28 protein-coding genes and 1 tRNA gene are annotated in these 26,818 nt (G+C 75.6%); 21 read left to right on the top strand and 8 right to left on the bottom strand.

Annotated elements, in window-relative coordinates; all coding sequences use genetic code 11:
• Positions 1 to 462 precede the first annotated feature (462 nt).
• The 3 genes from ACI78U_RS16150 (at position 463) to ACI78U_RS16160 (ending at position 5,169) form a co-directional block, all read left to right on the top strand.
• Positions 463 to 2,757, top strand: coding sequence for a heterodisulfide reductase-related iron-sulfur binding cluster (locus ACI78U_RS16150; protein WP_456876356.1), 2,295 nt, complete (start codon positions 463 to 465; stop codon positions 2,755 to 2,757).
• Between the two features lie 97 nt (positions 2,758 to 2,854).
• Entirely contained in the window at positions 2,855 to 3,826 is a 972-nt protein-coding gene (locus ACI78U_RS16155; protein ID WP_456876357.1) for a DUF389 domain-containing protein, read from the top strand.
• 65 nt (positions 3,827 to 3,891) lie between these two features.
• Positions 3,892 to 5,169 (top strand): MFS transporter, encoded by a 1,278-nt coding sequence (locus ACI78U_RS16160; protein ID WP_456876358.1) that lies wholly within the window; start codon positions 3,892 to 3,894, stop codon positions 5,167 to 5,169.
• Here the strand turns inward: ACI78U_RS16160 and dcd are convergent.
• A complete protein-coding gene (dcd, locus tag ACI78U_RS16165) occupies positions 5,135 to 5,725 on the bottom strand; it encodes a dCTP deaminase (protein ID WP_456876359.1) in 591 nt (196 codons plus the stop codon). The genes ACI78U_RS16160 and dcd overlap by 35 nt on opposite strands.
• A gap of 144 nt (positions 5,726 to 5,869) precedes the next feature.
• Between dcd and ACI78U_RS16170 the strand changes: the two genes are divergently transcribed.
• The 8 genes from ACI78U_RS16170 to ACI78U_RS16205 all read left to right on the top strand — a co-directional run bounded on the left by ACI78U_RS16170 (position 5,870) and on the right by ACI78U_RS16205 (position 14,641).
• Entirely contained in the window at positions 5,870 to 6,448 is a 579-nt protein-coding gene (locus ACI78U_RS16170) for a PAS domain-containing protein (protein WP_456876360.1), read from the top strand.
• Between the two features lies 1 nt (position 6,449).
• Positions 6,450 to 7,400, top strand: a complete 951-nt coding sequence (locus ACI78U_RS16175; protein ID WP_456876361.1) for a methyl-accepting chemotaxis protein — start codon at positions 6,450 to 6,452, stop codon at positions 7,398 to 7,400.
• A gap of 161 nt (positions 7,401 to 7,561) precedes the next feature.
• Positions 7,562 to 10,264 (top strand): ATP-binding protein, encoded by a 2,703-nt coding sequence (locus ACI78U_RS16180; protein WP_456876362.1) that lies wholly within the window; start codon positions 7,562 to 7,564, stop codon positions 10,262 to 10,264.
• A gap of 77 nt (positions 10,265 to 10,341) precedes the next feature.
• A tRNA-Gly gene (locus ACI78U_RS16185) sits at positions 10,342 to 10,412 on the top strand.
• A gap of 319 nt (positions 10,413 to 10,731) precedes the next feature.
• Positions 10,732 to 11,472, top strand: coding sequence for an alpha/beta fold hydrolase (locus tag ACI78U_RS16190; RefSeq protein WP_456876363.1), 741 nt, complete (start codon positions 10,732 to 10,734; stop codon positions 11,470 to 11,472).
• Positions 11,473 to 11,602: 130 nt separating this feature from the next.
• Positions 11,603 to 12,412, top strand: a complete 810-nt coding sequence (locus ACI78U_RS16195; protein WP_456876364.1) for a putative protein N(5)-glutamine methyltransferase — start codon at positions 11,603 to 11,605, stop codon at positions 12,410 to 12,412.
• A 61-nt stretch (positions 12,413 to 12,473) separates the two neighbouring features.
• Positions 12,474 to 12,935: a universal stress protein gene (locus ACI78U_RS16200; protein WP_456876365.1), complete on the top strand. Its 462-nt coding sequence runs from the start codon at positions 12,474 to 12,476 to the stop codon at positions 12,933 to 12,935.
• Entirely contained in the window at positions 12,932 to 14,641 is a 1,710-nt protein-coding gene (locus tag ACI78U_RS16205; protein WP_456876366.1) for a GAF domain-containing protein, read from the top strand. The genes ACI78U_RS16200 and ACI78U_RS16205 overlap by 4 nt, the downstream gene beginning before the upstream one ends.
• A 10-nt stretch (positions 14,642 to 14,651) precedes the next feature.
• Here ACI78U_RS16205 and ACI78U_RS16210 read toward each other — a convergent pair whose 3' ends face one another.
• From ACI78U_RS16210 to ACI78U_RS16225, 4 genes are all read right to left on the bottom strand, one after another.
• On the bottom strand, positions 14,652 to 15,293 hold the full coding sequence (locus tag ACI78U_RS16210; RefSeq protein WP_456876367.1) for a response regulator: 642 nt from the start codon (positions 15,291 to 15,293) through the stop codon (positions 14,652 to 14,654).
• Between the two features lie 66 nt (positions 15,294 to 15,359).
• A complete protein-coding gene (locus ACI78U_RS16215) occupies positions 15,360 to 16,388 on the bottom strand; it encodes a type III polyketide synthase (protein WP_456876368.1) in 1,029 nt (342 codons plus the stop codon).
• Positions 16,385 to 17,209 (bottom strand): methyltransferase domain-containing protein, encoded by an 825-nt coding sequence (locus ACI78U_RS16220; protein WP_456876369.1) that lies wholly within the window; start codon positions 17,207 to 17,209, stop codon positions 16,385 to 16,387. Before ACI78U_RS16220 ends, ACI78U_RS16215 begins: the two co-directional genes overlap by 4 nt.
• Complete coding sequence (locus ACI78U_RS16225) at positions 17,209 to 17,553, bottom strand: DUF3140 domain-containing protein (RefSeq protein ID WP_456876370.1); 345 nt, start codon at positions 17,551 to 17,553, stop codon at positions 17,209 to 17,211. The genes ACI78U_RS16220 and ACI78U_RS16225 overlap by 1 nt, the downstream gene beginning before the upstream one ends.
• 92 nt (positions 17,554 to 17,645) lie before the next feature.
• On the opposite strand from ACI78U_RS16225, the gene ACI78U_RS16230 reads away from it, so the two are divergent.
• The 10 genes from ACI78U_RS16230 (at position 17,646) to ACI78U_RS16275 (ending at position 24,135) form a co-directional block, all read left to right on the top strand.
• Positions 17,646 to 18,251 (top strand): DUF6328 family protein, encoded by a 606-nt coding sequence (locus ACI78U_RS16230; protein WP_456876371.1) that lies wholly within the window; start codon positions 17,646 to 17,648, stop codon positions 18,249 to 18,251.
• A gap of 34 nt (positions 18,252 to 18,285) precedes the next feature.
• Entirely contained in the window at positions 18,286 to 19,212 is a 927-nt protein-coding gene (locus ACI78U_RS16235; protein ID WP_456876372.1) for a PfkB family carbohydrate kinase, read from the top strand.
• A gap of 68 nt (positions 19,213 to 19,280) precedes the next feature.
• Positions 19,281 to 19,433 (top strand): hypothetical protein, encoded by a 153-nt coding sequence (locus ACI78U_RS16240; protein ID WP_456876373.1) that lies wholly within the window; start codon positions 19,281 to 19,283, stop codon positions 19,431 to 19,433.
• A gap of 263 nt (positions 19,434 to 19,696) precedes the next feature.
• Positions 19,697 to 20,329 (top strand): TetR/AcrR family transcriptional regulator, encoded by a 633-nt coding sequence (locus ACI78U_RS16245; RefSeq protein WP_456876374.1) that lies wholly within the window; start codon positions 19,697 to 19,699, stop codon positions 20,327 to 20,329.
• Positions 20,330 to 20,387: 58 nt separating this feature from the next.
• Positions 20,388 to 20,813, top strand: coding sequence for a hypothetical protein (locus ACI78U_RS16250; protein ID WP_456876375.1), 426 nt, complete (start codon positions 20,388 to 20,390; stop codon positions 20,811 to 20,813).
• 46 nt (positions 20,814 to 20,859) lie between these two features.
• Positions 20,860 to 21,048, top strand: coding sequence for a hypothetical protein (locus ACI78U_RS16255; protein WP_456876376.1), 189 nt, complete (start codon positions 20,860 to 20,862; stop codon positions 21,046 to 21,048).
• 65 nt (positions 21,049 to 21,113) lie between these two features.
• Positions 21,114 to 21,500: a LapA family protein gene (locus ACI78U_RS16260; RefSeq protein ID WP_456876377.1), complete on the top strand. Its 387-nt coding sequence runs from the start codon at positions 21,114 to 21,116 to the stop codon at positions 21,498 to 21,500.
• 179 nt (positions 21,501 to 21,679) lie between these two features.
• Positions 21,680 to 23,524, top strand: coding sequence for an acyl-CoA dehydrogenase (locus ACI78U_RS16265; protein ID WP_456876378.1), 1,845 nt, complete (start codon positions 21,680 to 21,682; stop codon positions 23,522 to 23,524).
• Positions 23,525 to 23,692: 168 nt separating this feature from the next.
• Positions 23,693 to 23,944, top strand: a complete 252-nt coding sequence (locus ACI78U_RS16270; protein WP_456876379.1) for a hypothetical protein — start codon at positions 23,693 to 23,695, stop codon at positions 23,942 to 23,944.
• On the top strand, positions 23,944 to 24,135 hold the full coding sequence (locus ACI78U_RS16275; RefSeq protein WP_456876380.1) for a hypothetical protein: 192 nt from the start codon (positions 23,944 to 23,946) through the stop codon (positions 24,133 to 24,135). Before ACI78U_RS16270 ends, ACI78U_RS16275 begins: the two co-directional genes overlap by 1 nt.
• An 8-nt stretch (positions 24,136 to 24,143) precedes the next feature.
• On the opposite strand, the gene ACI78U_RS16280 is transcribed toward ACI78U_RS16275, so the two are convergent.
• The 3 genes from ACI78U_RS16280 to ACI78U_RS16290 are packed head-to-tail and all read right to left on the bottom strand — an operon-like array spanning position 24,144 to position 26,799.
• Positions 24,144 to 24,749, bottom strand: coding sequence for a response regulator (locus ACI78U_RS16280; protein ID WP_456876381.1), 606 nt, complete (start codon positions 24,747 to 24,749; stop codon positions 24,144 to 24,146).
• The gene (locus ACI78U_RS16285; RefSeq protein ID WP_456876382.1) at positions 24,746 to 25,951 is read right to left on the bottom strand and encodes a sensor histidine kinase; all 1,206 of its coding nucleotides are present in this window, start codon (positions 25,949 to 25,951) and stop codon (positions 24,746 to 24,748) included. The genes ACI78U_RS16280 and ACI78U_RS16285 overlap by 4 nt, the downstream gene beginning before the upstream one ends.
• 41 nt (positions 25,952 to 25,992) lie before the next feature.
• On the bottom strand, positions 25,993 to 26,799 hold the full coding sequence (locus tag ACI78U_RS16290) for an ABC transporter permease (protein WP_456876383.1): 807 nt from the start codon (positions 26,797 to 26,799) through the stop codon (positions 25,993 to 25,995).
• Positions 26,800 to 26,818: the final 19 nt, after the last annotated feature.

The raw sequence follows: 26,818 nt of genomic DNA on the forward strand, positions 1-26,818 counted from the left end.
GGTGCCCGACCTCGCGCTGCGGAGTGAGGTCGGGCACCGCGGGGCGAGGGCGGCACGGACCTCCGGTGAGGTCGGGCACCGCGGGACGAGGTCGGGCACCGCGGGACGAGGACGGTTGGGCGCCGGCACGAGGTGAGCCCCGTCACCCCGACCCCGGCCGCCTCGCGTCCCGTACGCCGGTCGACGGCGTCCCACCGCTGGTGGCGGGCGTGAAGGGGCCGCCCAGCGGCCCGGTCGGCGGGCGGCGCGCCCCGCGGGAGGACCGCAGGTCAGCGGGCGCCACCCTGGTTACCGACGGGTAACCTCTGCCCGTGCCAGCTATCGTGCTGGTCGCGCGGGCACAGGCGCCCGCGCGGATCCGCCGCCGGTCCGCGGACCGGTCGACGACGGCGGCGAGACCCCTCTCGCGCCGTCCGTGCGGACGGGACCAACCGACGCCGCGAGGCGTGGGGAGAGGGAATCATGACGGGCCCCCTGCAGGTCGTGCTGGGCACGATCAGCGTGCTGTTCCTCATCGTGTCGGTCGTCCTGGCCTACCGGGCGGTGCGGGCGATGGTGCGGATCATCCGCACCGGCCAGCCGGACTCCACCCGCAACGGGCCACTCGGCACGCGGCTCAAGACGCTCGCCGTCGAGTCGCTCGGCCACACCCGGATGCTCAAGTGGTCGGCCATCGGCGCCGCTCACTGGTTCGTCTTCGTCGGCTTCTACGGCCTGTTCCTCACGCTGGTCGAGGCCTTCGGCGAGGTCTGGAACCCGGCCTTCCACCTGCCGCTGATCGGCGAGTGGAGCCTGTGGAACCTCTTCGCCGACCTCATCGGCACCGGCACGATCATCGGCATCCTCTACCTGATCTACCGGCGCCAGAAGGACCACCCGCGCCGCCAGGGCCGCACCAGCCGCTTCGCCGGCTCCAACGAGGGCCGCGGCTACTTCGTCGAGGCCGTCGTCCTCACCGTCGGCGTCTGCATCCTGCTGATCCGCGCGCTGAAGATCTCCTCGGACCTCACCGACGCCCCGGCCTGGTCGCACCCGGTCTCGGGCCTGCTGGCCACCGTCCTGCCCGACAGCCCCGACCTGCTCAGCGTCGTCGCCTTCGTCAAGATCGTCGTCTCGCTGGTGTGGCTCGTGGTCATCAGCCGCACGCTCAACATGGGCGTCGCCTGGCACCGGTTCAGCGCCTTCCCGAACATCTACTTCAAGCGGGAGGCCGACGGCGGCGTGGCGCTCGGCCCGCTGCAGCCGATGACCTCGAACGGCAAGCCGATCGACTTCGAGGACCCCGGCGAGGACGACGTCTTCGGCCGCGGCAAGATCGAGGACTTCACCTGGAAGGGGATGCTCGACTTCACCACCTGCACCGAGTGCGGGCGGTGCCAGAGCCAGTGCCCTGCCTGGAACACGGGCAAGCCGCTGTCTCCCAAGATGGTGATCATGGACCTGCGGGACCACCTGTACGCCAAGGCCCCGTACCTGCTCGGTGAGAAGACCGCGGCCGAGACCGCTCCGGACTTCGACGTCCTCAAGCCCAGCGACGAGCAGGTCTGGGCGTCGGGCTACGCCCGCATCGAGGGCACCAACGACGCGCAGGCGCACCGCCCGCTCGTCGGCACCCTCGAGGAGGGCGGGGTCATCGACCCCGACGTCCTGTGGAGCTGCACCAACTGCGGCGCCTGCGTCGAGCAGTGCCCGGTCGACATCGAGCACGTCGACCACATCGACGACATGCGCCGCTACCAGGTCCTCATCGAGTCGAACTTCCCGTCCGAGGCCGGCGTGATGCTGCGCAAACTCGAGAACCGCGGCAACCCCTGGGGCGTGAGCCCGAGCACCCGCGAGGACTGGATCAAGGAGGTCGACTTCGAGGTCCGCATGGCCGACGGCCCGCTGCCCTACGACGTCGAGTACCTGTTCTGGGTCGGCTGCGCCGGCGCCATCGACGACCGCGCCAAGAAGGTCACCAAGGCCGTCGCCGAGCTGCTGCACACCGCCGGCGTCGAGTTCGCCGTCCTGGGCTCCGGCGAGACCTGCTCGGGCGACCCCGCCCGCCGCATGGGCAACGAGTTCGTCTTCCAGATGATGGCCCAGGAGAACGTCGAGACCCTCAACGGCGTCTTCGAGGGCCGCGTCCCGGGCACCCGCAAGATCGTCACCACCTGCCCGCACTGCTTCAACTCGCTGGGCCGGGAGTACCCCCAGGTCGGCGGCGAGTACGAGGTCGTGCACCACACCCAGCTGCTCAGCCAGCTGGTGGAGGAGGGCCGGCTCACCCCGGTGACGCCGGTCGACCGCAAGGTCACCTACCACGACCCGTGCTTCCTCGGCCGGCACAACAAGGTCTACACGCCGCCGCGGGAGATCCTCGACAGTGTGCAGGGCCTCTCCACCCAGGAGATGCACCGCTGCAAGGACCGCGGCTTCTGCTGCGGCGCCGGCGGCGCGCGCATGTGGATGGAGGAGAAGATCGGCAAGCGGATCAACGTGGAGCGCACCGAGGAGGCCCTCGGCCTCGACCCGGACGTCATCTCCACCGCGTGCCCGTTCTGCATCACGATGCTGTCGGACGCCCTCACGTCGAAGAAGCAGAACGGCGAGGCCGCCGAGCACGTCGAGGTCCTCGACGTCAGCCAGATCCTGCTCCGCTCGATGGCGCCGGCCGGCACCCCGGGCACCGAGCACGGCGCCGAGGTCGGCACCGCCGACGACGACGTCGCGGGCACCGGCTCGGCCGCCACGGGACACCGCCCGGCCCAGTAGACCGGGCACGTCCACGAGACGGACGCCACCGGCGAGGCACTCCTCGCCGGTGGCGTCCGTCGTCTGTGGGGCCGTTCCCTCCGGTAGAACACGCGCCGTGCTGCTGCAGCTGCGGGTGACCGTGCCGCCCGACCGGACCGACGACGTCCGCGACCTGTTCGACCGCTGTCCCGGGACCGCCCACCTGGCCGTGCTCCCGGGCGCCTCGGTCAGCCCGCCCGGGGACCTGGTGCTCGCCGACGTCGCCCGCGAGTCCGCCGACGCCCTGGTGGCCGGACTGCGCGAGCTGCACGTCGACCGGGACGGCGCGATCGTCATCGAGGCCGTGGACACCGCAGTGTCGGCGACCGCCGAGCGGGCCGAGGACGCCGCACCCGGGGACGGCTCGGACGCCGTCGTGTGGGAGCAGGTGGTGCGGACGACGGCCGCCGACTCCTCGCTGTCGGTGGCCTACCTGTCCTTCCTGGCCATCTCGACGCTGCTGTGCGCCGTGGCCATCGTCAACGACTCGGCGATCCTGCTGATCGGCGCGATGGTGCTCGGGCCCGAGTTCGGACCGCTGGCCGGCCTCGCCGTCGCGCTGGTGCACCACCGCCGCGGGGTCGCCCGGGCCGCGGCGCGCGCGCTGGGCACCGGGTTCGCCGTCGCCGTCGTGGTGACCGCCCTCGCCACCCTGGTCGCCCGGTGGCTGGGCTGGGTCGGCACCGGGGTGCTGACCATGGACCGGCCGCAGACCGGCTTCATCACCGCGCCGGACCACTGGTCGGCCGTGGTCGCGGTGCTCGCCGGGATCGCCGGCGTGCTGTCGCTCACCTCGGCCAAGAGCGGCGCCCTGGTCGGCGTCTTCATCTCGGTGACCACCGTGCCGGCCGCCGCGGACATGGCCGTGGCACTGGCCCTCGGCGGCTGGGACGAGTTCGGCAGCGCCGCCCTCCAGCTGGGCATCAACGTGGTCGGCATCCTCGTGGCCGCGGTGGTCACCCTGGCGCTGCAGCGGTCCCTGTGGCAGCGCGTCCCCCAGGTCGCGCCGCGCCTCGAGCCGGTGGAGCGGACCCGGCTGCGCGCCTGACACGTGACTGGTTGCACAGTGCATCCGCTTGCGGGTGGCAACGGGGCGGGGCGCACCATCGACGGGTGACCCGCACCGCCCCCGCACCCGCCCCGGCGCCGACCGCGAGCGACCGCCGGCGCGGCCTGCTGCTCATCGCGGTGGCCATCGTGCTCACCGCCGCGAACCTGCGGACGGCGGTCAGCTCGGTGGGGCCGGTGCTGGAGGAGCTCGAGCGGGGCCTGGGGGTCTCCAGCGCGGCGGCCGGCGTGGTGACGACGATGCCGGTGGTCTGCTTCGCGGCGATCGGCTTCGCCGGCCCTCCGCTGGCCGCCCGGTTCCGCGACGCGCACGTGCTCGCCGGCGCACTGCTCACGATGGCCGCCGGCCTCGTGCTGCGCGCCGTCGTCGACTCCTTCCCGCTGTTCCTCGTGGGGACGACGCTGGCCATGGCCGGCGGCGCGCTGGGCAACGTGCTGCTGCCCGGCCTGGTCAAGCGCTGGTTCCCCGAGCGCACCGGGCTGCTGGTGGGCGCCTACAGCGCGAGCATGGCCATCGGCGGTGCGGTCGCCGCGGTGAGCACCGCGCCGATCGCCGCCGCGGTGGGGCCCGGCGGCTGGCGCTGGGCGCTGGGGATCTGGGCGGTGCTCGCCCTGCTCGCCGCGCTGCCGTGGTTCCTCACCCCGCACCGGCCCGGCGCCTCCCGGACCGCCCACCGGTCGGTGCCGATGACGCCGCTGCTGCGCAGCCCGCTGGCGCTCACCCTGGCCGCCTTCTTCGGCCTGCAGGCGATGCAGGCCTACGTGGTGATGGGCTGGTCGGCCCAGTACCTGCGCGACTCCGGCCTCAGCGCGGCGACCGCCGGCCTGCTGCTGGGCGTCAACTCGGTCGTCGTCATCCCGGTCAACGCCGTGGTCCCCTCGCTCACCGTGCGCCAGCGGTGGCAGCGGCCGCTCCTGCTGGGCTTCATGGCCTGCTACGCGGTCGGCTGGACCGGCCTGTGGCTGGCCCCGCGCACCGCGCCGTGGCTGTGGATGAGCGTGCTCGCCGTCGGCATGGGCACCTTCTCGATGGTGCTCACGCTGCTGGGCATGCGCGCCCGCACGCCGGAGACGGTGGCCGCGCTCTCCACGGTCACCCAGGGCTGGGGCTACGTCCTCGCCGGGACCGGCCCGCTGCTCGTCGGCGTGCTGCGCGGTGTCACGGGGGGCTACACCGGCATGTTCGCGCTGGTCGCCGTCGCCACGGTCGGGCTCACCGTCACCGGCCTGCTGGCCACCCGGGACCGCTTCGTCGACGACGAGCTGCCCGGCTGGTCGCCGGCGGGGGTCAGCCCTGCGGACGCTGCGTCGGCGCGCGGGTGAAGTTGCGGAACGACCGGGACGGCGTCGGGCCGCGCTGGTCCTGGTAGCGGGAGCCGTACACCGCCGAGCCGTACGGGTGCTCGGCCGCCGTGGTGAGCCGGAACAGGCACAGCTGACCGATCTTCATGCCCGGCCACAGGGTGATCGGCAGGTTGGCCACGTTGGACAGCTCCAGCGTGATGTGGCCGGAGAAACCCGGGTCGACGAAGCCCGCGGTCGAGTGCGTGAGCAGTCCGAGCCGGCCCAACGAGCTCTTTCCCTCGAGTCTCGCTGCCAGGTCGTCGGGGATCGAGACCACCTCGAGCGTGGAGCCGAGCACGAACTCGCCCGGGTGCAGCACGAACGGCTCGTCGCCGTCCGGCTCGACCAGCGTGGTCAGGTCGTCCTGCTGCTGCGCGGGGTCGATGTGGGTGTAGCGGGCGTTGTTGAACACCCGGAAGTAGCGGTCGAGCCGGACGTCGATGCTCGAGGGCTGCACCAGCCCCGCGTCGTGCGGCTCGATGCCGAGACGCCCCTCGGCGATCGCGGCGCGGATGTCGCGGTCGGACAGCAGCATGGCGCGGAGTCTAGGGAGGGGACCGCCGCCGTCCGCCGCAGCGGCCGCTCGGGACCTTGGTCCCCTCATGCGTGTCTCGGGTCGCGCCCGGACCGGCCCTGCCGATACCCGGGAGAGGACCGATCGACCCAGGAGGACACCGCGGTGCTGGACACCCACCCCCGGACCGGGACGCCGCGCGCCGGCCGCCCCGCCGTCCGGCCGACCGGTGAGGAGCGGTTCTTCGCGCCCGAGGAGGTCATCGTCTCCAAGACCGACACCCGCGGCGTCATCACCTACGCCAACGACGTCTTCCTCCGCGTGGGGGCCTACGCCCGCGACGAGGTCATCGGGCAGCCGCACAACCTCATCCGGCACCCCGAGATGCCGCGCGCGGTCTTCAAGCTCCTGTGGGACACCCTGGCCGCGCGGCAGGAGCTGTTCGCCTACGTCGTCAACCTCGCCGCCGACGGGGCGCACTACTGGGTGCTCGCGCACGTCACCCCCTCCCACGGGCCCGACGGCGCGGTGGTCGGCCACCACTCCAACCGCCGCCGGCCCTCGCGCCGGGCGGTGGACCGGGTCCGCCCGCTCTACCGGAGCCTGCTGGCCGAGGAGCGGCGCCACCCGAACGCCCGGGCCGCCGTCGCGGCGTCCTCGGCGCTGCTCGACCGGCTCGTGGCCGAGCAGGCCGCGTCCTACGAGGACCTGGTCTGGACGATCATCAGCCAGGAGGAGAACTGACGTGGGCCGCTCCCGGAACCGCTCCGACGCCGAGGAGCTCGAGGTCTACCGCGCGTTCGTCCGCGGGCTGACCGAGACCTGCGAGGCCGCCGCTCGCGGCGACCTCGAGGCCCGCGCCGTCCCCGTCGCCGGCTCCGGGGCGGTCCCCGACCTGGTCGCGCTGCAGCACGGCGTGAACCGGGCGCTCGACGTCAGCGACGCCTTCGTCCGCGAGTCCGGTGCCGCGCTGACCTCCGCCGCCGAGGGCCGCTACCACCGCAGGGTGCTGCTCGCCGGCCTGCAGGGCGCCTACCGCCAGGCGGCCACCGACATCAACGCCGCCCGCGACGCCATGCGCGCGACCGCCGCCCGGGTCACCGACGCCCAGACCTCGCGGCTGCGGCTGGCCGACGAGTTCGAGTCCGTCGTCCTCGCGATGAGCGAGCAGGTGGCGACGGCGGCGACGGAGATGAGCGCCTCGGCGGCCGGCCTGACGACGGCGTCGTCGGCGGCGTCGGACGCGGTCGGCGCCGCCTCGGCCACGCTGACCTCCCTGACCCGCACCTCCGCGGAGATCCGCCAGGTCATCGCGCTCATCGAGTCGGTCGCCGCGCAGACCCGGCTGCTGGCGCTCAACGCCACCATCGAGGCGGCCCGGGCGGGCGAGGCCGGCACGGGCTTCGCCGTCGTGGCCTCGGAGGTCAAGGACCTCGCCGACCAGACCGCCCGGGCCACCGAGCGGGTGACCGCGCAGGTCGAGGCCATCCGCGCCGCCTGCGACGAGGTCACGGCGGTCATCGGCTCGGTGAGGACGACGGTGGGCGAGATGAACGGCCTCGTGGACGGCATCGCCGCGGCGGTCGACGGCACCGCGTCCCTGGGCGCCGCGGGCACCGACGTCACCGGGCTGTCCCGGATGGCCGAGCAGCTGCGCTCGGAGGCCACCGGGTTCCTCGCGGAGATGCGGCGCTGAGCCGGGCCGACGGGGCCGTCCCCCGTCCGGGCGCTCCCGGGCGGACCCCCAGCTCCCGCATGTACGGTGCAGGAAGTCGGTGGCCGGTGCGGCCACCAGGCCCTGGCGCCGCCGCGGAGCTCCCCTCCGCCGCCGGCGCCGCCGTGTCCTGGGAGGTGCGCGTGACCCCGGATCCCGCCGCGGGGACCGGGACCCACGGCACCGGGGCACCCGCCGTCGAGGACGTGTTCGCCGGCGGCAGCGAGAACGGCCGGCTCATGGCGGCGCTGGACTGGGCGGCGACGCCGGTCGGGCCGGTGGACACCTGGCCGGCGAGCCTGCGCTACGCCATCCGCACGGTGCTGGTCTCGCGGTTCCCGATGATCCTCACCTGGGGTCCGCGGTACACCCAGTTCTACAACGACGCCTACGCCACGCTCATCGGCGCCAAGCACCCCGCCGCGCTCGGCGAGGACCTGCGGGTCACCCTGGCCGAGGGCTGGGCCGCGCTGCAGGAGCCGGTCGAGCGGGCCATGGCCACCCGTGAGGCGTCCTGGATCCCGCAGCTGCTGCTGCTCCTGGAGCGAGCCGGGTACCGCGAGGAGACCTACTTCACCGTCTCCCACGCCCCCGCCTTCGGTGACGACGGCGAGGTGGCCGGCATGCACGCGGTGTGCACCGAGGTCACCCGCCAGGTGGTCGCCGAGCGCCGGCAGCAGCTGCTGCACGAGGTGTCCGCCGCGGCCGGCCGCCGCGAGGACGAGCACGACCTCGCCGTCCGGGTCTGCGCAGCGCTGGCCACCGACCCGCTCGACGTGCCCTTCGCCGCGGTCTACCTCACCGAGGACGGCGGGACGCGGCTGCGGCGGGTGGCCACGGTCGGGGTCGACGCCGCCCGGGTGCCCGCGTCCACCCGGCACGCCGGGGACCTCGACGACGTCGCCGTCGCGGGTCTCGGCGTCACCGGCGGGCCGTTCGGGGACCCGGTCACCGACGCCGTCGTGCTGCCGCTGACCGCCGGGGCGGGCCGCGAGCCGGTGGGTGCGCTGCTGGTCGGCGTCAGCCCGGCCCGGGCGCTGGACGCGGAGTACCGCACCTTCCACGAGCTGCTGGCCGGGCAGCTCGCCGGCGCGGTCGCCGACGCCCGGGCCTACGCCAGCGAGCGCGCCCGGGCCGAGGCGCTGGCCGAGCTCGACCGCGCCAAGACGACGTTCTTCGCCAACGTCAGCCACGAGCTGCGCACGCCGCTGACCCTGCTGCTGGGGCCGATCGCCGACGTGCTCGCCGAGTCCGGCGCGGAGCTCCCGTCCGCCGTCCACGACCAGCTGACCCTCGCCCTGCGCAACGGCCAGCGCCTGCAGCGGCTGGTCAACGACCTGCTGGAGTTCGTGAGCATCGAGGCCGGGCGCACCGCGCCGGTGCGGGTCGCCACCGACCTCGCGGCCGACACCGCCGAGCTGGCCGGCGTGCTGCGCGCCGCGGCCGAGCGGGCCGGGCTGACGCTGACCGTGGACTGCCCGCCGCTGGGCCGCCCCGCCGCGGTCGACCCCCGGATGTGGGAGAAGGTCGTCCTCAACCTCGTGGCCAACGCCGTCAAGTACACCTTCGTCGGCGGCATCACCGTGGCGCTCACCGCCGAGGACGACGAGGTGGTGCTGCGCGTCTCCGACACCGGCGTGGGCATCCCCGCGGGGGAGCTGCCGCACCTGTTCGACCGGTTCCACCGGGTCGCCGACTCCCCGGCGCGCAGCCGCGAGGGCACCGGCCTGGGCCTGGCGATGGTGCGCGAGCTGGTCGAGCTGCACGGCGGCACCGTCGCGGTGGCGAGCCGGCCCGGGGTCGGGAGCACGTTCACCGTCCGGTTGCCCTTCGGCGAGCCGGACACCGACGCGCCTCCCCTGCCCACCACGGCCCCGGTGCGGGCCGCCGCGCTCACCCCGTGGGACGACGACCTGGGCTGGCAGGCCGGCACCCCCGTCCCGGCGCAGCCGCTGGGGACCGTCCTCGTCGTCGACGACAACGCCGACATGCGGGCCTACCTGACCCGGCTGCTGTCGCCGTCGTGGGTGGTGCGGACGGCGACCGACGGCGCGGAGGCGCTGGCCGACGCGATCACGCACCGGCCCGACGTGGTGCTGACCGACGTCATGATGCCGGGGCTGGACGGCTTCGCCCTGCTCAAGGCGCTGCGTGCGGAGCCGGCGACCCGGGCCGTCCCGGTGGTCATGCTCACCGCGCGGGCCGGCCAGGAGGCCGCGGTCGAGGGCTTCGACGCGGGCGTCGACGACTACCTGCCCAAGCCGTTCGAGTCCGCCGAGCTGCTCGGCCGGCTGCGGTCGGTGCTCGAGCGCGCGCGGGGACGCCGGGAGGCCGGATCGCCACCCCCCGTCGTGACCGGTGCCCGCCCGGTCGCGGCCGCTCCCCCGCCACGCCCGCGCGCCGGTGAGCCGGCCGGTCCGGTGGACGTCCCCGCCGCCCCGTCCGCCAAGGTGGAGGACGAGGCGGACGGGGTGACCCGGACCTGGCGCTTCCCGTCCAGCGCCTCCTCGATCCCGCCGTTGCGGCGGCGGCTGAGGGCGCTGCTGGCCGAGGCCGGCCTGGCGGAGGACCGCGCCTACGACCTCGTGCTGGCGGCCTGCGAGGCGGCCACCAACGCCATCGAGCACGCGCAGGACCCGGCCGAGCCGGTGGTCACGGTCCGGGCGACGGTGCTCGACGGCGCGGTCGAGCTCGAGGTGCGGGACACCGGCCAGTGGCGGGAGCGGACGTCGAGCATGGACCGCGGCCGCGGCTCGATGCTCATGAGCGCCTTCGCCGACGTCACCGCCGTCCCCGGTCCGGCCGGCACCACGGTCACGATCCGCAGCCCCCGCCCCGAGCGCTGACCACACCCCACCGAGGGGTGGGTCCCGACCGGACGGGGTCCGGTCTTGCTACTCTGACGACCGGCCCCTGGGCCACCGCGGGTGTAGTTCAATGGCAGAACATCAGCTTCCCAAGCTGACAGTGCGAGTTCGATTCTCGTCACCCGCTCTCACCGCCCCGCCGGCGTCTTCGGCGAGCGGCATCCTCGACCGGTCCCTCCCGCGTGCCGGCACGGCCGTGGCCGTCCGGGGACGGCGCACCGGCCGGCACAGTCAGATGACTCAAGCCGGCACGGGGCGCCGTCGGCCTCTCGCCCTCCGCGCCCGGCCGACCCGGGCGCCGGGAGGTGCGGTGCGCGCGGCACCGATCCCCGGGGCCCCGGCCCCTCCCCCGGTCCCGGGCCGGTCGAGAGTCGAACGACCGATGCCCGGCCCTCCTGCGGGTCCCCAGGCTCGTCCTCGTCGCCCGATCGAGGATGGAGACCACCATGACCGAGGCATCGTCCGCCGCCGGCCAGGCCCCGACCGTCGCGCTCGTCCACGGCGCCTTCGCCGACAGCGCCGGCTGGAACGACGTGGTGAGCGCCCTGCTCGCCGCCGGGGTGCGCGTCCAGGCCGTCTCGAACCCCCTCCGGGGCATCGAGTACGACGCCGCGTACGTCGGCAGCGCCCTCGGCCAGATACCGGGGCCCGTGCTGGCGGTCGGCCACTCCTACGGGGGCGCGGTCATCACCAACGCCGCGCTCCGGGCCGGCAACGTCGTCGGCCTGGTGTTCGTGGCCGCCTTCGCCCCGGACGAGGGCGAGGCGCTGCAGGAGATCGAGGCCGACTCCAAGGACAGCGTCCTCAACTCGGCGCTCCTCCAGTGGCAGTACCCGGGCGAGGGCGGGCAGACCGAGGTCGAGTTCGCCATCGACCCCGAGCAGTACCACGACGCCTTCGCGGCCGACGTCTCCGAGCAGCAGGCGCGGGTCATGGCGGCCACCCAGCGGCCGATCTCCGCCCGCGGCTTCACCGAGCGGACCGGCACCCCGGCCTGGCGCAGCCTGCCCTCGTGGGCGATCGTGCCGACCTCCGACCGGGCCGCCGGCAGCGACGTCGTGCGCCGGATGGCCGAGCGGGCCGGGGCGACCATCACCGAGGCCGAGGGCTCGCACGTGATCATGGTGACCCAGCCCAAGGCGGTCACCGAGGTCATCCAGCAGGCGCTGGCCGCGCTGGCGGGGTAGTCCCCCCGGACCGGGGGGGGGGGGGGGGGGGCCCCCCCCCCCGCCCCCCCCCCCCCCCCCCCCCCCCCCCCCCCCCCCCCCCCCCCCCCCCCCCCCCCCCCCCCCCCACCCCGCTGGCAGCCTGGACCGCGTGCAGCCGACCCCCGCCGTCCTCGACGCGCTCGCCGCCCGGCTGCGCGCCGCGGGCTGCGTGTTCGCCGAGGACGAGGCCCGCGTGCTCGCCGACGCCGCCACCACCCCCGCGGAGCTGGCGGCGACCGCGGCCCGCCGCGTCGCCGGCGAGCCCCTCGAGCACGTGGTGGGCGCTGCCGGGTTCTGCGGCCTGCGGGTCGCCGTCGGCCCGGGCGTCTTCGTGCCCCGGCAGCGCACCGCCGCCCTCGTCGCGCGGGCGGTGGCGGTGGCCCGGGCCGTGCCCGCACGCCGCCCGGTCGCCGTGGACCTGTGCTGCGGCAGCGGCGCCGTCGGCCTGGCGCTGGCCACCGCCGTGGACCTCGCCGAGCTGCACGCCGCCGACGTCGACCCCGCGGCGCTGCGGTGGGCCCACCGCAACCTCGGTCCGGTCGGCGGGGTCGTGCACGGCGGGGACCTCTACGACGCCCTGCCCGCGCGGCTGCGCGGCCGGGTCGACGTCCTGGTCGCCAACGCCCCCTACGTGCCCACCGGGGCGATCGGCCTCCTGCCGCCCGAGGCGCGGCTGCACGAGCCGCGCCGCGCCCTCGACGGCGGCGGGGACGGGCTGGACGTGCACCGGCGGATCGTCGCCGGCGCACCGGGCTGGCTGGCGCCCGGCGGGGTGCTGCTGGCGGAGGTCGGCGCGGACCAGGCGCCGGTGCTCGCCGGGCTGCTGGCGCGGGCGGGCCTGCGGGCCGACACGAACCCGCCCGAGGAGGACGGGACGACCGTGGTCACCGGGACGCTCCCGAGGATTTCGTGCGACTGAGTTCCGGTATCCGGGCCCTTGTGCCCTGTCCGGTCGGAGAGTGCCGGGTCATGATCCGGTCATGGCCGCCGAACCCCCCGTCGAGCCACCCCTCGAGTCGATCAGGCTGGTCCCCCTGCTGCCTCGCCGCCCCGGGCCGTCCTTCCTGGTGGACGTCGACGGGTCCGCGACCGCCCACCGCGCCCTCGTGTGGGCGCTGCGCGAGGCCGCCCGCCGGGAGGGCACCGTGCTGGCCGCCGCCGCCGTCGACGTGCCCGCCGAGGACCCGCTGACCGGGCGCCCGTCGGCCGAGGCCGCCCGCACCGCGGCGCTCGCCCAGGCCGAGGCGTCGGTGGTCCGCGCCATCGCCGAGACCGGCGTGACCGGTCGCGTCCGCACCGTCGCCGTCGAGCGGCCGCTGCTGGACACGCTGGCCAACGCGTGCCGGGGCGGGGACCTGGTCCTCGTCGGCGCCACCGGCCGCACCCTCCTGCGGCCGGTGGCGCCGCGCTTCCCGGGCCGCCGCCTCGCTCCCGGCGCGTGAGCGCTCCCGCCGCACGCCCGGCCTCCTCGGGACGGGCCCTGACCCCGCCCGGCCCGGAGGGCGCCGGGGCCGGTGAGCCCGCGTTCGCCGCTGCCGTCCGCGCCGTCCGCGCCGTCGCGGCGGGCGGCCGCCTGGAGGCAACGCTGCGCGACGTCGTCGAGGCGGCGGTGGCGCGGGCCGACGCCACCTACGGCGCCCTCGGGGTGCTCTCGCCCGACGGCCGGCGGGTGGACCGTTTCGTCATCGTCGGCATCGACGCCGAGACGCAGGTGGCCATCGGCCGCCCGCCGGCCGGCGCCGGCATCCTCGGCCTGCTGGTGGAGCGGCCGGTGCCCCTCCGGCTCGACGACCTGGGGACGCACCCGGCGTCGGTCGGCTTCCCCGAGGGGCACCCGCCGATGACCTCGTTCCTGGGCGTGCCGGTCCGCGTCCGCGATGCGGTCTTCGGCAACCTCTACCTGACCGAGAAGCGCTCCGGCGGCTCCTTCACCCCCGCCGACGAGGAGGCGGTCGAGGCGCTGGCGGAGGTCGCCGGGCTGGCCATCGAGAACGCCCGGCTCGCCGAGGCCGCCGAGCGGCGGCGCGCGTGGGTGCAGGCGGCGACGGAGGTGTCCACGGCCCTGCTCTCGGGCGACGAGCTCGACGAGGTGCTGCCCGCGCTGGTGCACCGGGTGGCCGCGCTCAGCGACGCCGACGGCGCCGCGCTGCTCGTCCCGCGGGAGGACGACACCGGCGCCCTGACCATCGCCGCGGCGGCCGGTCCCCTGTCCGGGGACCTGGAGGGCGTCCGGGTGCCGCTGGCCGACACCCACGTCGGCCGGGTGCACCGCTCGGGCACCGCCGAACTCCTCGACGACGTCCGTGTCCAGCCGGTGCTGGGCCGGCACGCCGAGGTGGCCGTGGAGCTGACCGCCGGCACCCGCTCGGCGCTCGTCGTGCCGCTCGGTCCGGCCGTCGGGACGATCGTGTGCCTGCGCGCGGTCGAGCGGGAGCCCTTCGACGCCGAGGTCCTCGACGAGCTGGCCTCCTTCGCCGCGCAGGTCGCCCTGGCCCTCGAACTGGCCCGCAGCCAGCGCCGCGAGCGGCGGCTGCAGGTGCAGGCCGACCGCGAGCGCATCGCCCGTGACCTGCACGACCACGTCGTGCAGCGGATCTACGCGACGGCGCTGAGCCTCGACCGCGTCGCCCGGTCGCTGGAGGAGGTCGACCCCTACGCGGCCCGCCGGGTGGAGCGCAGCGTCGACGAGCTCGACGAGACCATCACGCAGATCCGCTCGGCCATCTTCGAGCTCAACGACCGTGACGCGGTCCCGGAGGCGCTGGGCCGGCGGCTGGCCGACGTCGTGTCGCGGGTGACCGAGGGCTCGGGCGTCGACTGCCGGGTGGCGGTGCACGGCGACGTCGACGAGGTGTCCGGCGCGCTGGCCCACGACCTGCTCGCGGTGGTGCGCGAGCTGGTGAGCAACGTCGTGCGGCACGCGGCGGCGACCCGGGTGACGGTCACCGTGGACGCCGGCCGCCGCTCCGGGGACGACGTCGCGGTCGTGGTGACCGACGACGGCCGGGGCCTGCCCGCGGTCCCCGTCCGCAGCGGCCTGGCCAACCTCGAGCAGCGGGCCCGCCGCCGCGGGGGCGGGCTCGCGGTCACCGGCGATGCGGGCGGCACCACGGTGACCTGGCGGGCGCCCCGGGCCGGCGGGCGCTGACCGCGCCGGATCAGCCGCGGGGGCGCCGTCCGCGCAGCTCGGTGGCGAGGATCGCGGCCTGGGTGCGTCGCTCGAGCCCGAGCTTGGCCAGCAGGTGGCTGGTGTAGTTCTTCACCGTCTTCTCGGCCAGGCCCATGCGGTCACCGATCTGCCGGTTGGTCAGCCCCTCGCCGATGAGCCCGAGCACCGTGCGCTCCTGCTCGGTGAGCCCGGCCAGCCGGCGGTCGGTGCCGGGCCGGGCCGGGCGACCGGGGGTCCCGCTCAGCGTGCCGCCGGCCGCGACGGTGTGCACCGCCGACACGAGGTCGGCGCCGCGCACCTGCTTGACCAGGTACCCGGCGGCCCCGGCGCCCAGCGCCGAGGCGACCGCCTCCTCGTCGGCGTAGCTCGACAGCACCAGGCAGGAGCAGCCGGGCACCCGCTCGCGCAGGGAGCGGACGACGTCGGCGCCGTCCCCGTCGGGCAGCCGCATGTCGACGATGGCCACGTCGGGCCGGACCGCGGGGCCGCGGGCCAGCGCCTCCGCGGCGGTCCCGGCCTCGCCGACGACGACCAGCGCGGGGTCGTCCTCGAGCAGCTCGGCCACGCCGCGGCGGACCACCTCGTGGTCGTCGACGAGGAACACCCGGATGAGCGGCAACGCTGCGGCCATGGGCGCCTCCCTCCCTGACCGTGCCGGCGGTCACAGAGGGTAGCGCCGACGGGGGGCCCTGGGCCGTTACTCGGGCACGAGCAACGCTGCGTACAGGGTCAGCCCCGGGCCGAAGGCCATGGCCACCACCGGGCCGTCGACGTCGGCCAGTTCCTGCAGCACCAGCAGCACGGTGGCCGACGAGCAGTTGCCGTGCTCGGCCAGCACCCGGCGGGAGGCGCCGACCTGCTCCTCGGTCAGCCCCAGCTCGTCGCGGACGACGTCGAGGACCCGCGGGCCGCCCGGGTGCACCGCCCAGCCGGCGACGTCCTCGACCCGCAGACCCGCTCCCCCGAGCAGCTCGGTCACGACGTCGCCGACGTGCCGGGAGAGCACGTCGGGCACCCGCGGGGACAGCCCCATGCGGAACCCGAGGTCGGTGACGTCCCAGGTCATGTGGTCGGCGGTCGACGGGTCGGTCCGGGCGACCACACCGGCCAGCCGCCGGCCGCGCCCGGCGGCGGGCTCGACGACGACGGCCGCGGCGGCGTCGGAGAACAGCGCGTGCGCGACCACCTGGTCGAGGTCCCGCTGCGCCGGCTGCACGTGCAGGCTGGTCAGCTCGCAGCACAGCAGCACCGCGGGGCGGGACCGGGCGGTGACGAAGTCGCCCACCGCCGCCAGGCCCGGGATCGCCGCGTAGCAGCCCATGTGCCCGACCAGCAGCCGCTGCAGCCCCGGCGGCATGCCGAGGTCGCTGGCCAGCCGGATGTCCAGGCCGGGTGTGGCGTAGCCGGTGCAGGTGGCGACGGCGAACAGGCCCACGTCGCCCGGCGCGAGGCCGGCGGCGTCGAGCGCGCCGGCGACCGCCTGCTTGCCCAGCGGCAGCGCCTCCTCGACGTAGCGGGCCATGCGGGCACCGGTGCTCCAGGAGCTGAGGTCCTCGTCGATCGGGTTCGCCACCGCGTGCCGCGTGCGCACCCCGGCACTGGACCAGATGCGGCGGGCGGCGCGGACGCCCTCGTAGTGGCGGGCGAAGAACCCCTCCCACGCGGCGTCCTGGTCGAGCGGCGCCGGCAGGGCGGCACCCGCCCCGGTCAGCAGTGCGGCGCTCACCCGCGCGGACCCGGGACGAACGTGCTGCTCACGTGCGGGGTCATCGCCCGACCGTACGACCGGGCAGCCCGGTCCGCTCCCGCGGGGGGCGGACCCTCGCCGGCCGGCGGGAGCCCGCGCTTGCGGCCGTAGCCGGCGAAGACGACGGCGGTCGAGCGGACCGGCTTCATCCGGACCGACGGGCGCCGGCCCAGCCGCCACGCGACCGCGTCACGCACCGACGGCCGCAACCCGACCAGCCGCAGGTCCAGGCCGAGGTCGTCGGCGGCGGCGAGCAGCCGCGCGCGGTCGACGAAGAGCTCGGGGTCGTGGATGCCCGGGGGCGGGCCACCCGGCAGCCGCTCGCCGACGGTGACCATGAGGAACCGCCCGATCCGGGTGTCGGCCAGGGCGTCGATGACCAGCGTGCCGCCGGGGCGCAGCAGCCGGGCGCACTCGGCGAGCACGCCGACGTCGTCCTCGACGTGCTCGAGGATCTCCCCGGCGACGACGACGTCGGCGCAGCCGTCGCGCAGCGGGACGGTGAGCACCGACGCCCGGACGGCGGTGACCCCGTGCGCCGCGGCGACCGCCAGCCCGGCGGCGCCGAGGTCGACCCCGACGTGCCGGTAGCCCAGACGCTCGACGTGCGGGGCCATGAGCCCACCGCCGCAGGCGAGGTCGACCAGTACCGCGTCGGGCCCCTCCGCCGGCGGGATGTGCTCGGCGCGCGAGGCGGCCAGCCAGTGCAGTGCGGCGAACCCGCCGGAGGCCTCCCACCACTGGTCGGCCAGCCCGTCGTACTGGGCGGGGTCGTTGCGCCGGAGCTCGCCGGTGCGCACTACTTCCTCTTGAGCGGGTCGTGGCCCCAGTTCATCAGCGAGTACCGCCACTTCGAGGTCTCGACGTCCTCCTTCGCCGGCTCCTGCGCGAGGTGCCGCTGGACGTACCCGTGGACCTTCCGCATGTGCGCGTGGTCGTCCTCGGTCAGGTCGCCCTTCTTCTTCCGCAGCAGCTCGACGATCCGCCGCCCCGACGCGTGTCCCGTCGACTCGCCCGACCCGCCGCTCTTCTGCCCCACCGACTGCGACTCGTCGCTCTCGAGCCACTTCTCCAGCTCGGAGGCGCTCATGTTGACCGCCTCGGCGAAGTCCTTCTCGATCGTCCTCGGGTCGTCGTCGGCCACGGTTCCTCCTCGGTCGCCTGCCCCGGCGGTACCTCCATCACGACCTCGGGAAACGGGTGTCGGAGCAGCCGCGCGGTGGGTACCGGGGGAGGGTGACCGCGAACGGAGTGGAGGTGACGAGGATCCCGCAGGAGCCGATCGCCCCGATCGCCCCGATCGCCCCGACGGCCCCGGCGGCCGCCGTCCGCAGCGCCGAGGCGCGCGGGGAGACCGTCGACCAGCTGCTCGACCGGAACCTCGCCGAGCTGCTGCAGGAGCTGCGGGTGGCGATCACCGGGGTGCAGGTGCTCTTCGCCTTCCTGCTCGGCCTGGCCTTCACCCAGCGCTTCGCCGACCTCGACGACTTCGCCCGGACCGTCTACACCGTCACGCTGCTGGCCACGGCGCTGGCCACGGTGCTGCTCATCGCGCCGGTCTCCTTCCACCGGCTGGTGTTCCGGCGGCGGCTCAAGGCCGCGCTGATCACGGTGGCCGACCGGATGCTGGTCGCGGGTCTGGCGCTGCTCGTGCTCGCCATCTGCAGCGGCGTGCTGCTCGTCCTCGACGTCGTCCTGGGGCGCAGCCCGGGCCTCGTGGCCGGCGGCGCGGTGCTGCTGGTGGCGGCGGTGACCTGGTACGGGATGCCGGTCTGGGCCCGGCGCGCGCCGGGCGCGGGGTCCCCCGACCCGCGGGGGACGGTCGACGGCTCCGCAGGATGAGGCGCCCGCCCACCTGCGTCCCCCGGGGGTCCCCGTGTCCGTCACCGTCGTCGGCAGCCTGAACGAGGACGTGCTGGTCGCCGTCGAGCGGCTGCCCCGTCGCGGGGAGACCGTCGTCGGCCGCGGCGGCGTCCTCGCCGCCGGGGGGAAGGGCGCCAACCAGGCCGCGGCCGCCGCCCGCCTGGCGCGGGCCGGGGTCGCGATGGTCGGCCGGGTGGGCGACGACCCGGCCGGGGAGCGCCAGGTGGCCGCCCTGGAGGAGGCGGGCGTCGACACCGCGCACGTCCAGCGCACCCCGGGCACCCCGACAGGCTCGGCCACGATCCCGGTGGAGGACGGCAGCGGCGAGAACCTGATCGTCGTCGTCCCCGGGGCCAACGCCGCCCTGGCGCCGGCCGACGTCGACGTCCCGGCCGTGCGGCGCGCCGCCGTCGTCCTGCTGCAGCTCGAGGTGCCGCTGGCCGCGGTGCAGGCGGCCGCCGACGCCGCCTCGGGGACGGTGGTGCTCACCCCCGCCCCGCCCCGGCCGCTGCCGCCCGGGCTGCTGCAGCGGGTGGCGGTGCTGGTGCCCAACGAGCACGAGCTGGTGCAGCTGGCCGGCGCCGAGCCGGGCGCGCGCTCCCCGCAGGAGCTGGCCGCCCTGGCCCGCACCCTCGGCGTGCCCGCGGTCGTGGTGACCCTCGGCGCCCGCGGCGCGCTGCTCGTGCCCGGCGAGGGCCCGGCGTCGCTGCAGGCGCCGCCTCCGGTCGAGGCCGTGGACACCACCGGGGCCGGTGACTGCTTCACCGGCGCGCTCGGTGCCGCCCTCGCCCGCGGCGCGGAGCCGGCCGACGCGGTGCGGGAGGCGGTGGCGGCCGCGGCGTTGTCGACCACGGGGCCGGGTGCGCGCGGGGCCCTCCCCGACGCCGACGCCGTCCGCGCGCTGCTGCCCCGGCTGCCCGCGGCCACGCCGGTGGGCTGACCCGGTTCGACGCCGACCGGGCTGGGCAAGGCTCCCGTCGACCGAGTGCCGGACCCGAGGAGGACGACGTGACCGAGCCCGAACGGCCGCCGCGCACGCCCGAGCGCGCGGAGGGCGACCCCGGCGACCCGCAGACCGACGACGGCCGCACGCCCCGCGCCGAGGACCCCGCGGAGGGGGGCGACGCCGGCGGTGCCGGCGCGGACACCCCCGGCTCCTGACGACGGGACGGACCGGTCCGCCGCGTCCGTCCGGGATCAGGTGACCTGATCGTGGCGCGTCCTCCCTCACGGTGGGACGTGGGGGAGGACGCCCGGCGGTGAGGGAGGACGGCGATCGGGCCGGTGCCCAGTCACAGCGGTCCCACCGTCCACCGGCGTCCCGAACTGCGCGTTCGCCTCTCGGCACCCAGGAGCCAGCAGTCGTGCCGGTGATCCGGCGTGCCGCGAACTGATCCGTCACGGGAGGCGGCAGCATCGCCGTCGTGACCGCCGCCGCCCTCTCCCTCGCCGACACCGACGCCCCCGGCCCGGTCCGCCGCAGCCGCGCCGAGCGGGAGTCGATCGTCCTGGACACCGCGGAGCGGTTGTTCGCCACCCGCAGCTCGCGCAGCGTCGGCATGGACGAGCTCGTGCGGGAGACCGGCCTGGGCAAGATGACCGTGTACCGGCTGTTCAGGAGCAAGGACGAGCTCGTCGGCGCCTACCTGGCCCGCAAGGCCGCCACGGAGCTCGGCCAGATCGACGCGATCATCGGGTCCGAGCCCGACCCCCGCGCCGCGCTGCTGGCCGTCGTCGGGTCCGTCGAGGCCGACGTCACCCGGGCCGGCTTCCGCGGCTGCCCGTTCACCAACGTCAGCAGCGAGTACGACGACCCGGAGCACCCCGCGCGCAGCGCCGCCGCCGACTACAAGTTCGAGCTGCACGCCCGGCTGGAGCGGCTGGCCGAGGAGGTCGCCCCCGGCAGCGGTGAGGACCTCGCCGCGCAGGTGCACCTGATCATCGACGGGATGTACCTGTCGGGCGGGCTGCTGGGCCCCGACGGCCCGGCCGCGCACGGCCGTGACCTGGCCGAGCGGCTGGTGGACATCGCCGTCGCCCGGTCCGCGGCCGCCTGAGCGGTCCCTGCGGGCGGCTCGCCGGGCGGCGGCGGTTCCGGGACCGCAGGATGGGCCGGTGACCGTCGACCGCAGCCGCCCCGACCTGGACGACACGACCGTCGAGGGTCTGGGCAAGCTCTCCGAGGCCCTCGAGACGATCGAGCAGGCCCGTGGCCAGCTCTACGGGTTCCACCAGCACTCGGGGAAGGCCGACCTGCTCCTGCAGGACGCCGTCGAACTGTTCCGCAAGGCCGGGCACACCGAGCTCGCCGACGACCTCGAGCGCGACCTGGTCGGCCGCAACGTCATCGCCGACCGGTGGACGTTCCAGGTCGTCGAGGACTACGACGCGAACTACTGGTCGGTCTTCCGCGCCTTCGACGAGCGCGCCCGGGACGAGCTCGCCGGAGGCGACCGGCACGTCTTCGAGGCCCGCATGAAGCAGCGCGAGCGGACCCAGGGACACCCCGCCCACGAGGCCGGCCCGGCGCTGGCGGAGTGACCGCCTCCGGTCGCCGCCCCGCTCCCCCGGCCCCAGACTCGGACCGGTGAGCACGCGCGAGCAGAAGATGCCCGAGCCGGAGTCCCCGCGCTCGGTCGGGCCCCTCGGCAGCAGCACGTCCGGCCCGCCGGCACCTGACTCCGACGGGCCCGAGAGCACCGGCCCGGCCGACGGCGCCGCCGGCCCGTCCTACCCGCCGGCGGAGACCGAGCCGGCGGCCCACCGCCGCGACTGACGGGCGCCCGGGCGCCGGGTCCCGCGGCGGTTTGAGCACGCCCTCGCGCGGACAAGATCGGGAGCGTGACCGCTCCCGGATCGCCTGCCGAGCCCCGGCCCTCCGCGCCGGGCACCGACCCCTTCGCCACCGGCACCAACCCGTACGCGACGGGCACCCCGGCGTCCACCCCCGGCACCGGCCAGCCCGCGACTCCGCCCGCCCGGACGCCGTCGCGCGCCCGGTCGGCCGGCCGCACGCTGGGCCGGGGCCTGGCGCTGGCCCTGCTGATCGCCGTCACGGTGATCCTCGTGCTGTTCATCGTGTTCAACGGCGAGACGGTGCCGATCAGCCTGGTCTTCACCGACGTCCGCGCGCCCCTCGTGGTGGCGCTGCTCATCGCGGCCGGCCTCGGTGCCCTGATCGGCCTGCTGGCCGCCTCGGTCCTCGCCGCCCGGCGCCGCAACCGCTGACCCGCGCCGGGCCGCACCCGGCACCATCCCGACGGCCCGGGACCGCTCGCCCCTGACCCCTGCGAGCGGGTCCCGGGCCGCTCCCTTGCTCCTGGTTACCGACCGGTAATAACGTTGGTTACCGACGAGTAGCAAGCGCTCGTCGCCCATCGGCACGGGAGCAACGGAGCCAGACCGTCATGAGCCACTACACCGCGAACCTGCGGGACCTCGAGTTCAACCTGTTCGAGTTCCTCGACACCAAGGACCGCTTCGGCACCGGCCCGTTCGAGCAGATGGACGCCGAGACCGCGCGCGGCGTGCTCGTCGAGATCCGCCGGCTGGCCGAGGGCCCGATCGCCGACAGCTTCGCCGACGCCGACCGCAACCCGCCGGTGTTCGACCCGGCCACCCACTCGGTGACCCTGCCCGAGAGCTTCAAGGCGTCGGTGCGGGCCATCGAGGACGGCGAGTGGTACCGCCTGGACCTGCCCGAGGAGCTCGGCGGCTTCGGTGCACCGCACGCGCTGACCTGGGGCGCGTTCGAGATGGTGCTCGGCGCCAACCCCGCCGTCTTCATGTACGGCGCGTGGGCCGCCTTCGCCGCCGTCCTGCACGAACTGGGCAACGCCGACCAGAAGCGGCTCGCCGAGCTCATGATCGAGCACCGCTGGGGCGCCACCATGGTGCTCACCGAGCCCGACGCCGGCTCCGACGTGGGCGCCGGCCGCACGAAGGCGGTCCGGCAGCCCGACGGCTCGTGGCACCTCACCGGCGTGAAGCGGTTCATCACCTCCGCCGAGCACGACCTGTCCGACAACATCGTCCACCTGGTGCTGGCCCGTCCCGAGGGCGCGAAGCCGGGCACCAAGGGCCTGTCGCTGTTCGTCGTCCCCAAGTTCCACGTCGACCTCGAGACCGGCGCCCTCGGCGAGCGCAACGGCGTGTACGTCACCAACGTCGAGAAGAAGATGGGCCTGAAGGTCTCCACGACCTGCGAGCTGACCTTCGGCGACGGCCCGGTGCCGGCGCGGGGCTGGCTGGTCGGCGACGTGCACGACGGCATCGCGCAGATGTTCAAGGTCATCGAGCACGCCCGGATGTTCGTGGGCACGAAGGCCATCGCCACGCTGTCGGCGGGCTACCAGGTGGCCCTGGACTACGCGCGCAACCGCGTGCAGGGCGCCGACCTCACCGCGACGTCGAAGGACGCCCCGCGGGTCACCATCACCCACCACCCCGACGTGCGCCGCTCGCTCATGCTGCAGAAGGCCTACGCCGAGGGGATGCGGGCGCTCTACCTCTACACCGCCACCTTCCGCGACCAGGTCACCGAGGCCGAGGCCGCCGGCACCGCCGACAGCGAGCAGGCCCGGCTCGCCGCCCGCGTCAACGACCTGCTGCTGCCGGTGGTCAAGGGCTTCGGCTCGGAGCGCGCCACCGAGCTGCTCACCAGCGAGTCGCTGCAGTGCCTGGGCGGCTCGGGCTACCTGCAGGACTACCCGATCGAGCAGTACATCCGCGACTCCAAGATCGACACCCTCTACGAGGGCACCACGGCGATCCAGGGCCAGGACTTCTTCTTCCGCAAGATCGTCAAGGACGGCGGGGTCGCGCTGACCTGGCTGGCCGGCCAGATCCAGGCCACGATCGACGCGGAGGCCGGCAACGGCCGGCTCAAGGAGGAGCGGGCGCACCTGGCGACCGCCCTCGGCGAGGTCCAGGCGATGCTCACGGCGATGTTCGGGCAGCTCAGCGGCGCCCAGGAGGACATGACCAGCCTGTACAGGGTGGGCCAGAACACCACCCGGCTGCTGCTCGCCGTCGGCGACCTGGTCACCGGGTGGCTGCTGGTCCGCCAGTCCGAGGTGGCGCTGGCCGCCCTGGCCGGCGAGGTGGGCGAGAAGGACCGCCTGTTCTACGAGGGCAAGCTCGCCGCCACCCGGTTCTTCGCAACCCAGGTGCTGCCGCGCCTGGCGGGCGAGCGGGCGATCGTCGAGGCCACCGACAACGCGCTGATGGAGGTCCCCGAGGCCGCCTTCTGAGGTCGCGTTCTGAGGTCCGTGCGCTTCCGCGGACGTGCACGCCCGAATCGCACCTGCCGACGGCCGTCGTCCCGATCCGGGACGACGGCCGTCGCCGTGCGGCGCCCCGTTTCAGGGGGACGACGGCGGGCATGGCCCCGGGGACGGCGTCGTCGGAGCGGAGGCACCATGACCGACCCGCAGGGCAGTGACCGCATCCAGCAGGACATCCCGACCGCGTCGGGCACCGGCGACAACAGCAGTACCGGGTCCGGCTTCGAGGACGTCCCCCTCACCGCCGACGAGGCGATCGAGCGGGACGCGGCCTCGGGTGACGACCTGCCGGCCCGCGCCGACGGCGACGTCGCCCGCGCCCGGGGCGCCGGTCCGTCCGGCGAGGTCCCGGGCCCCACCCCCCGCGCCGGAGGAGGCACCGACTGATGAGCCAGACCGACGACAGCGGCTACGGCGAGTCCCCCGACACCACGGACGGGCCGACCGACACCAACATGGTCGACGGCGTCCCGGGCCAGGACCGGTCCGACGGCGGCGAGCGCGACGTCACCCTGACCACCGACGAGGACGCCCAGCGCGACGACTCGGTGGTGCGCGGCGGCAACCAGGCGGGTTAGCCGCCGCGTCAGATCCAGCCGTGGCGGCGGGCGATCTCCACGGCCGCGTGCCGGTTGGACGCGCCGAGCTTGCCCGCGGCCGAGGACAGGTGGTTGCGCACCGTCCCCGGTGACAGGTGCGCGCGGGCGGCGATCTCCTCGACCGGCGCGCCCCCGGCGGCCAGTTCCAGGACGTCGGCCTCGCGGGGCGTGAGCGGGCTGTCCCCGGCGCTGATCGCCTCGGCGGCGAGTTCCGGGTCCACGTAGCGGCCGCCGCGGACGACGGTCCGGACGACGTCGGTGAGTACCGGCGCGCTGACCGTCTTCGGCAGGAACCCGCGCACCCCGGCCTCGAGGGCGCGCTTGAGGTGCCCGGCGCGGCCGTGCCCGGTGACGATGACCACCGCACACCCGGGCACCAGCGACCCCAGCTGCGCGGCCACGGAGATGCCGTCGAGATCGGGCATCTGCAGGTCGAGGACGGCGACGTCGGGGGTGTGCCGCCGCGCCATCGCCAGCGCCTCGTTGCCGGAGGCGGCCTGGGCGACGACCTCGAGGTCGTCCTCCAGCGCGAGCAGCGCGGCCAGCGCCGAGCGGATGAGGTTCTCGTCGTCGGCGAGCAGCACCCGGATCACACGCGCACCCCGACCGGGACCGTGGCCGTCAGGACGAACCGGTCACCGTCCCGGCCCGCCGCCAACCGCCCGCCGGTGGCCGCCAGCCGCTCGGCCAGGCCTGTCAGGCCGGAGCCCCAGGCGTCCGCGGCCACGGGGACGCCGTCGTTGGACACCCGCAGCGCCGCGGTGCCGCCGTCCGCGGACAGCTCCACCGTGCACCGGGTCGCCCGGCTGTGGCGCAGCACGTTGGTCACCGCCTCGCGCACCACCCAGCCCAGCGCTGTCTGCACCGGCCCGGGCAGCGCCACGGCGTCGTCCTCACCGCACACCGTGACGTCCACCCCGGCCGCGCGCAGCACCGACCGGGCGCCGGCCAGCTCCCCGGGGAGGTCGCTGCTGCGGTACCCGCGGACGACGTCGCGCACCTCCCGCAGCGACTCCTCCGCGACCCGGCTGATGTCGGCGAGCTCCTCGACGGCGCCGTCCCTCCCGCGGCGCACCAGCTCGGTGGCCAGGTGGCTCTTCACCGCGATCACCGAGAGGTTGCGGCCCATGACGTCGTGCAGGTCGCGGGCGAAGCGCAGCCGCTCCTCGGCGACGGCGAGTTGCGCCTGCACGGACCGGCTGCGCTCCATCTCGACGACGACGTCGAGCACCCACACCGAGAACCGGAAGGCCAGGGCCAGCCCGGTCACCGCGGCGCCGAGGACGACGGCGAGGACGGCGGCCGTCGCGACCGGGACCCCCGAGGCGAGCACGACGATCGCCGTCGCCCCGCCGATGCCGGAGCCCCACCGCGCGAGCGTGCGGGTGGGCCACACCGGCGTCACCGCGGTGAGCACCATCGCCAGCGGCATCGCCATCCCCCAGGACAGGGCCGGCGTGCGGTCCTCCTGTCCGGCGAACGCCAGCACGCCCAGCGCCGCCGTCACCAGGCCGGCGAGCGCGGCGGCGACCAGCGGCCCGCGCGCGGGCGGGCGGTCCTCCCGGTGCGCGGCGAGCCAGGCCCGCGCCAGGAGGAGTGTGGTGACCGCGACGGCGACCGACCCGCCGATGAACGCGGCGACCCCTGGCCCGGGGGCCGGGTCCTCGACGGAACCGGCGACGAGCAGCGCGAGCAGCGGCGTCATCCCCAGCCAGCCGTAGAACGACGAGCGCGTGTAGAGGTCCAGACGCTGCGGGTCCGAGCGGTCCCGCCACCAGCGCGCGACGGTCGGCACGGCGCCCATGCTGCCGTACCGACCGCCGGGGGATGCACTGCTCACCGGCGCGGGGCCCACCGGAAGACGCGGGGTGCGACCAGGGCGGCGAGGGCTGTCCACGCGGCGAGCACGAGCAGCGGCTGCGGCGCAGCGGCCCAGGCACCGGCCCAGTCGACCGCCCGGCCGTCCCAGGTCTGCCCGACCAGGCCGAGCCGGGCCAGCTCGACGACGGGCTCGACCGGGGTCAGCCGCAGCACGTGCGCGACCTGCTCCGGGAAGGCCGTCAGCGGCACGGTCACGCCCGAGGTGAGCGAGGCCAGCAGCATCACCGGCAGGGTGGTGATCTGCGCGCTCTCGGCGGTGCGGGTGAACGACGTGCTCGCCGCGGCCAGAAGCGTCATCAGAGCCGCCCCGCCCAGCAGGGCCAGCAGCGGCAGCACGACGTCGGTCGGCGTCGACCACTCGCCGATGACGGCGGTCCCGGCGAGGACGAGGGCCACCTGCACGAACGTGACCAGCAGGGTCGGGGCGGCGGTGCCCAGCAGCACCTCGACGGGGGTGAGCTCGCCGCTGCGCATCCGCTGGAGCACCAGGTCCTCACGGCGGGCCACGTAGGTGGTCACCAGGTTGTAGTAGGTGAGGAAGACCAGCGTCACGGCGATCGAGGTGACGACGAGGCGCGGACCCAGCGGGCCGTCCCCGCCGAGCCCGGCGACGGGCACGCCGGCGACGAGGGCCAGCGGCAGCAGCACCGAGTTGACGACGGCGGTGCGGTTGCGCAGCAGCAGCCGCGTCTCGGCGCCGGCGAGGGCGCGGACCCGCTGCAGGCTCGACGGGGTGGCGACCGGGACGGTCAGGGTGGTCATCACGGGTTCCTCCGGGGGC

It is taken from the genome of Geodermatophilus sp. SYSU D00710 (assembly GCF_054050195.1).

Excerpts from the sequence above, each read along its gene's own strand:
- ACI78U_RS16190 (WP_456876363.1), top strand. The coding sequence starts at position 10,732 with ATGACCGAGGCATCGTCCGCCGCCGGCCAGGCCCCGACCGTCGCGCTC.
- ACI78U_RS16275 (WP_456876380.1), top strand. The coding sequence starts at position 23,944 with ATGAGCCAGACCGACGACAGCGGCTACGGCGAGTCCCCCGACACCACG.
- ACI78U_RS16210 (WP_456876367.1), bottom strand. The coding sequence starts at position 15,293 with ATGGCCGCAGCGTTGCCGCTCATCCGGGTGTTCCTCGTCGACGACCAC.
- ACI78U_RS16200 (WP_456876365.1), top strand. The coding sequence starts at position 12,474 with ATGGCCGCCGAACCCCCCGTCGAGCCACCCCTCGAGTCGATCAGGCTG.
- ACI78U_RS16265 (WP_456876378.1), top strand. The coding sequence starts at position 21,680 with ATGAGCCACTACACCGCGAACCTGCGGGACCTCGAGTTCAACCTGTTC.
- dcd (WP_456876359.1), bottom strand. The coding sequence starts at position 5,725 with ATGCTGCTGTCCGACCGCGACATCCGCGCCGCGATCGCCGAGGGGCGT.
- ACI78U_RS16290 (WP_456876383.1), bottom strand. The coding sequence starts at position 26,799 with ATGACCACCCTGACCGTCCCGGTCGCCACCCCGTCGAGCCTGCAGCGG.
- ACI78U_RS16150 (WP_456876356.1), top strand. The coding sequence starts at position 463 with ATGACGGGCCCCCTGCAGGTCGTGCTGGGCACGATCAGCGTGCTGTTC.
- ACI78U_RS16270 (WP_456876379.1), top strand. The coding sequence starts at position 23,693 with ATGACCGACCCGCAGGGCAGTGACCGCATCCAGCAGGACATCCCGACC.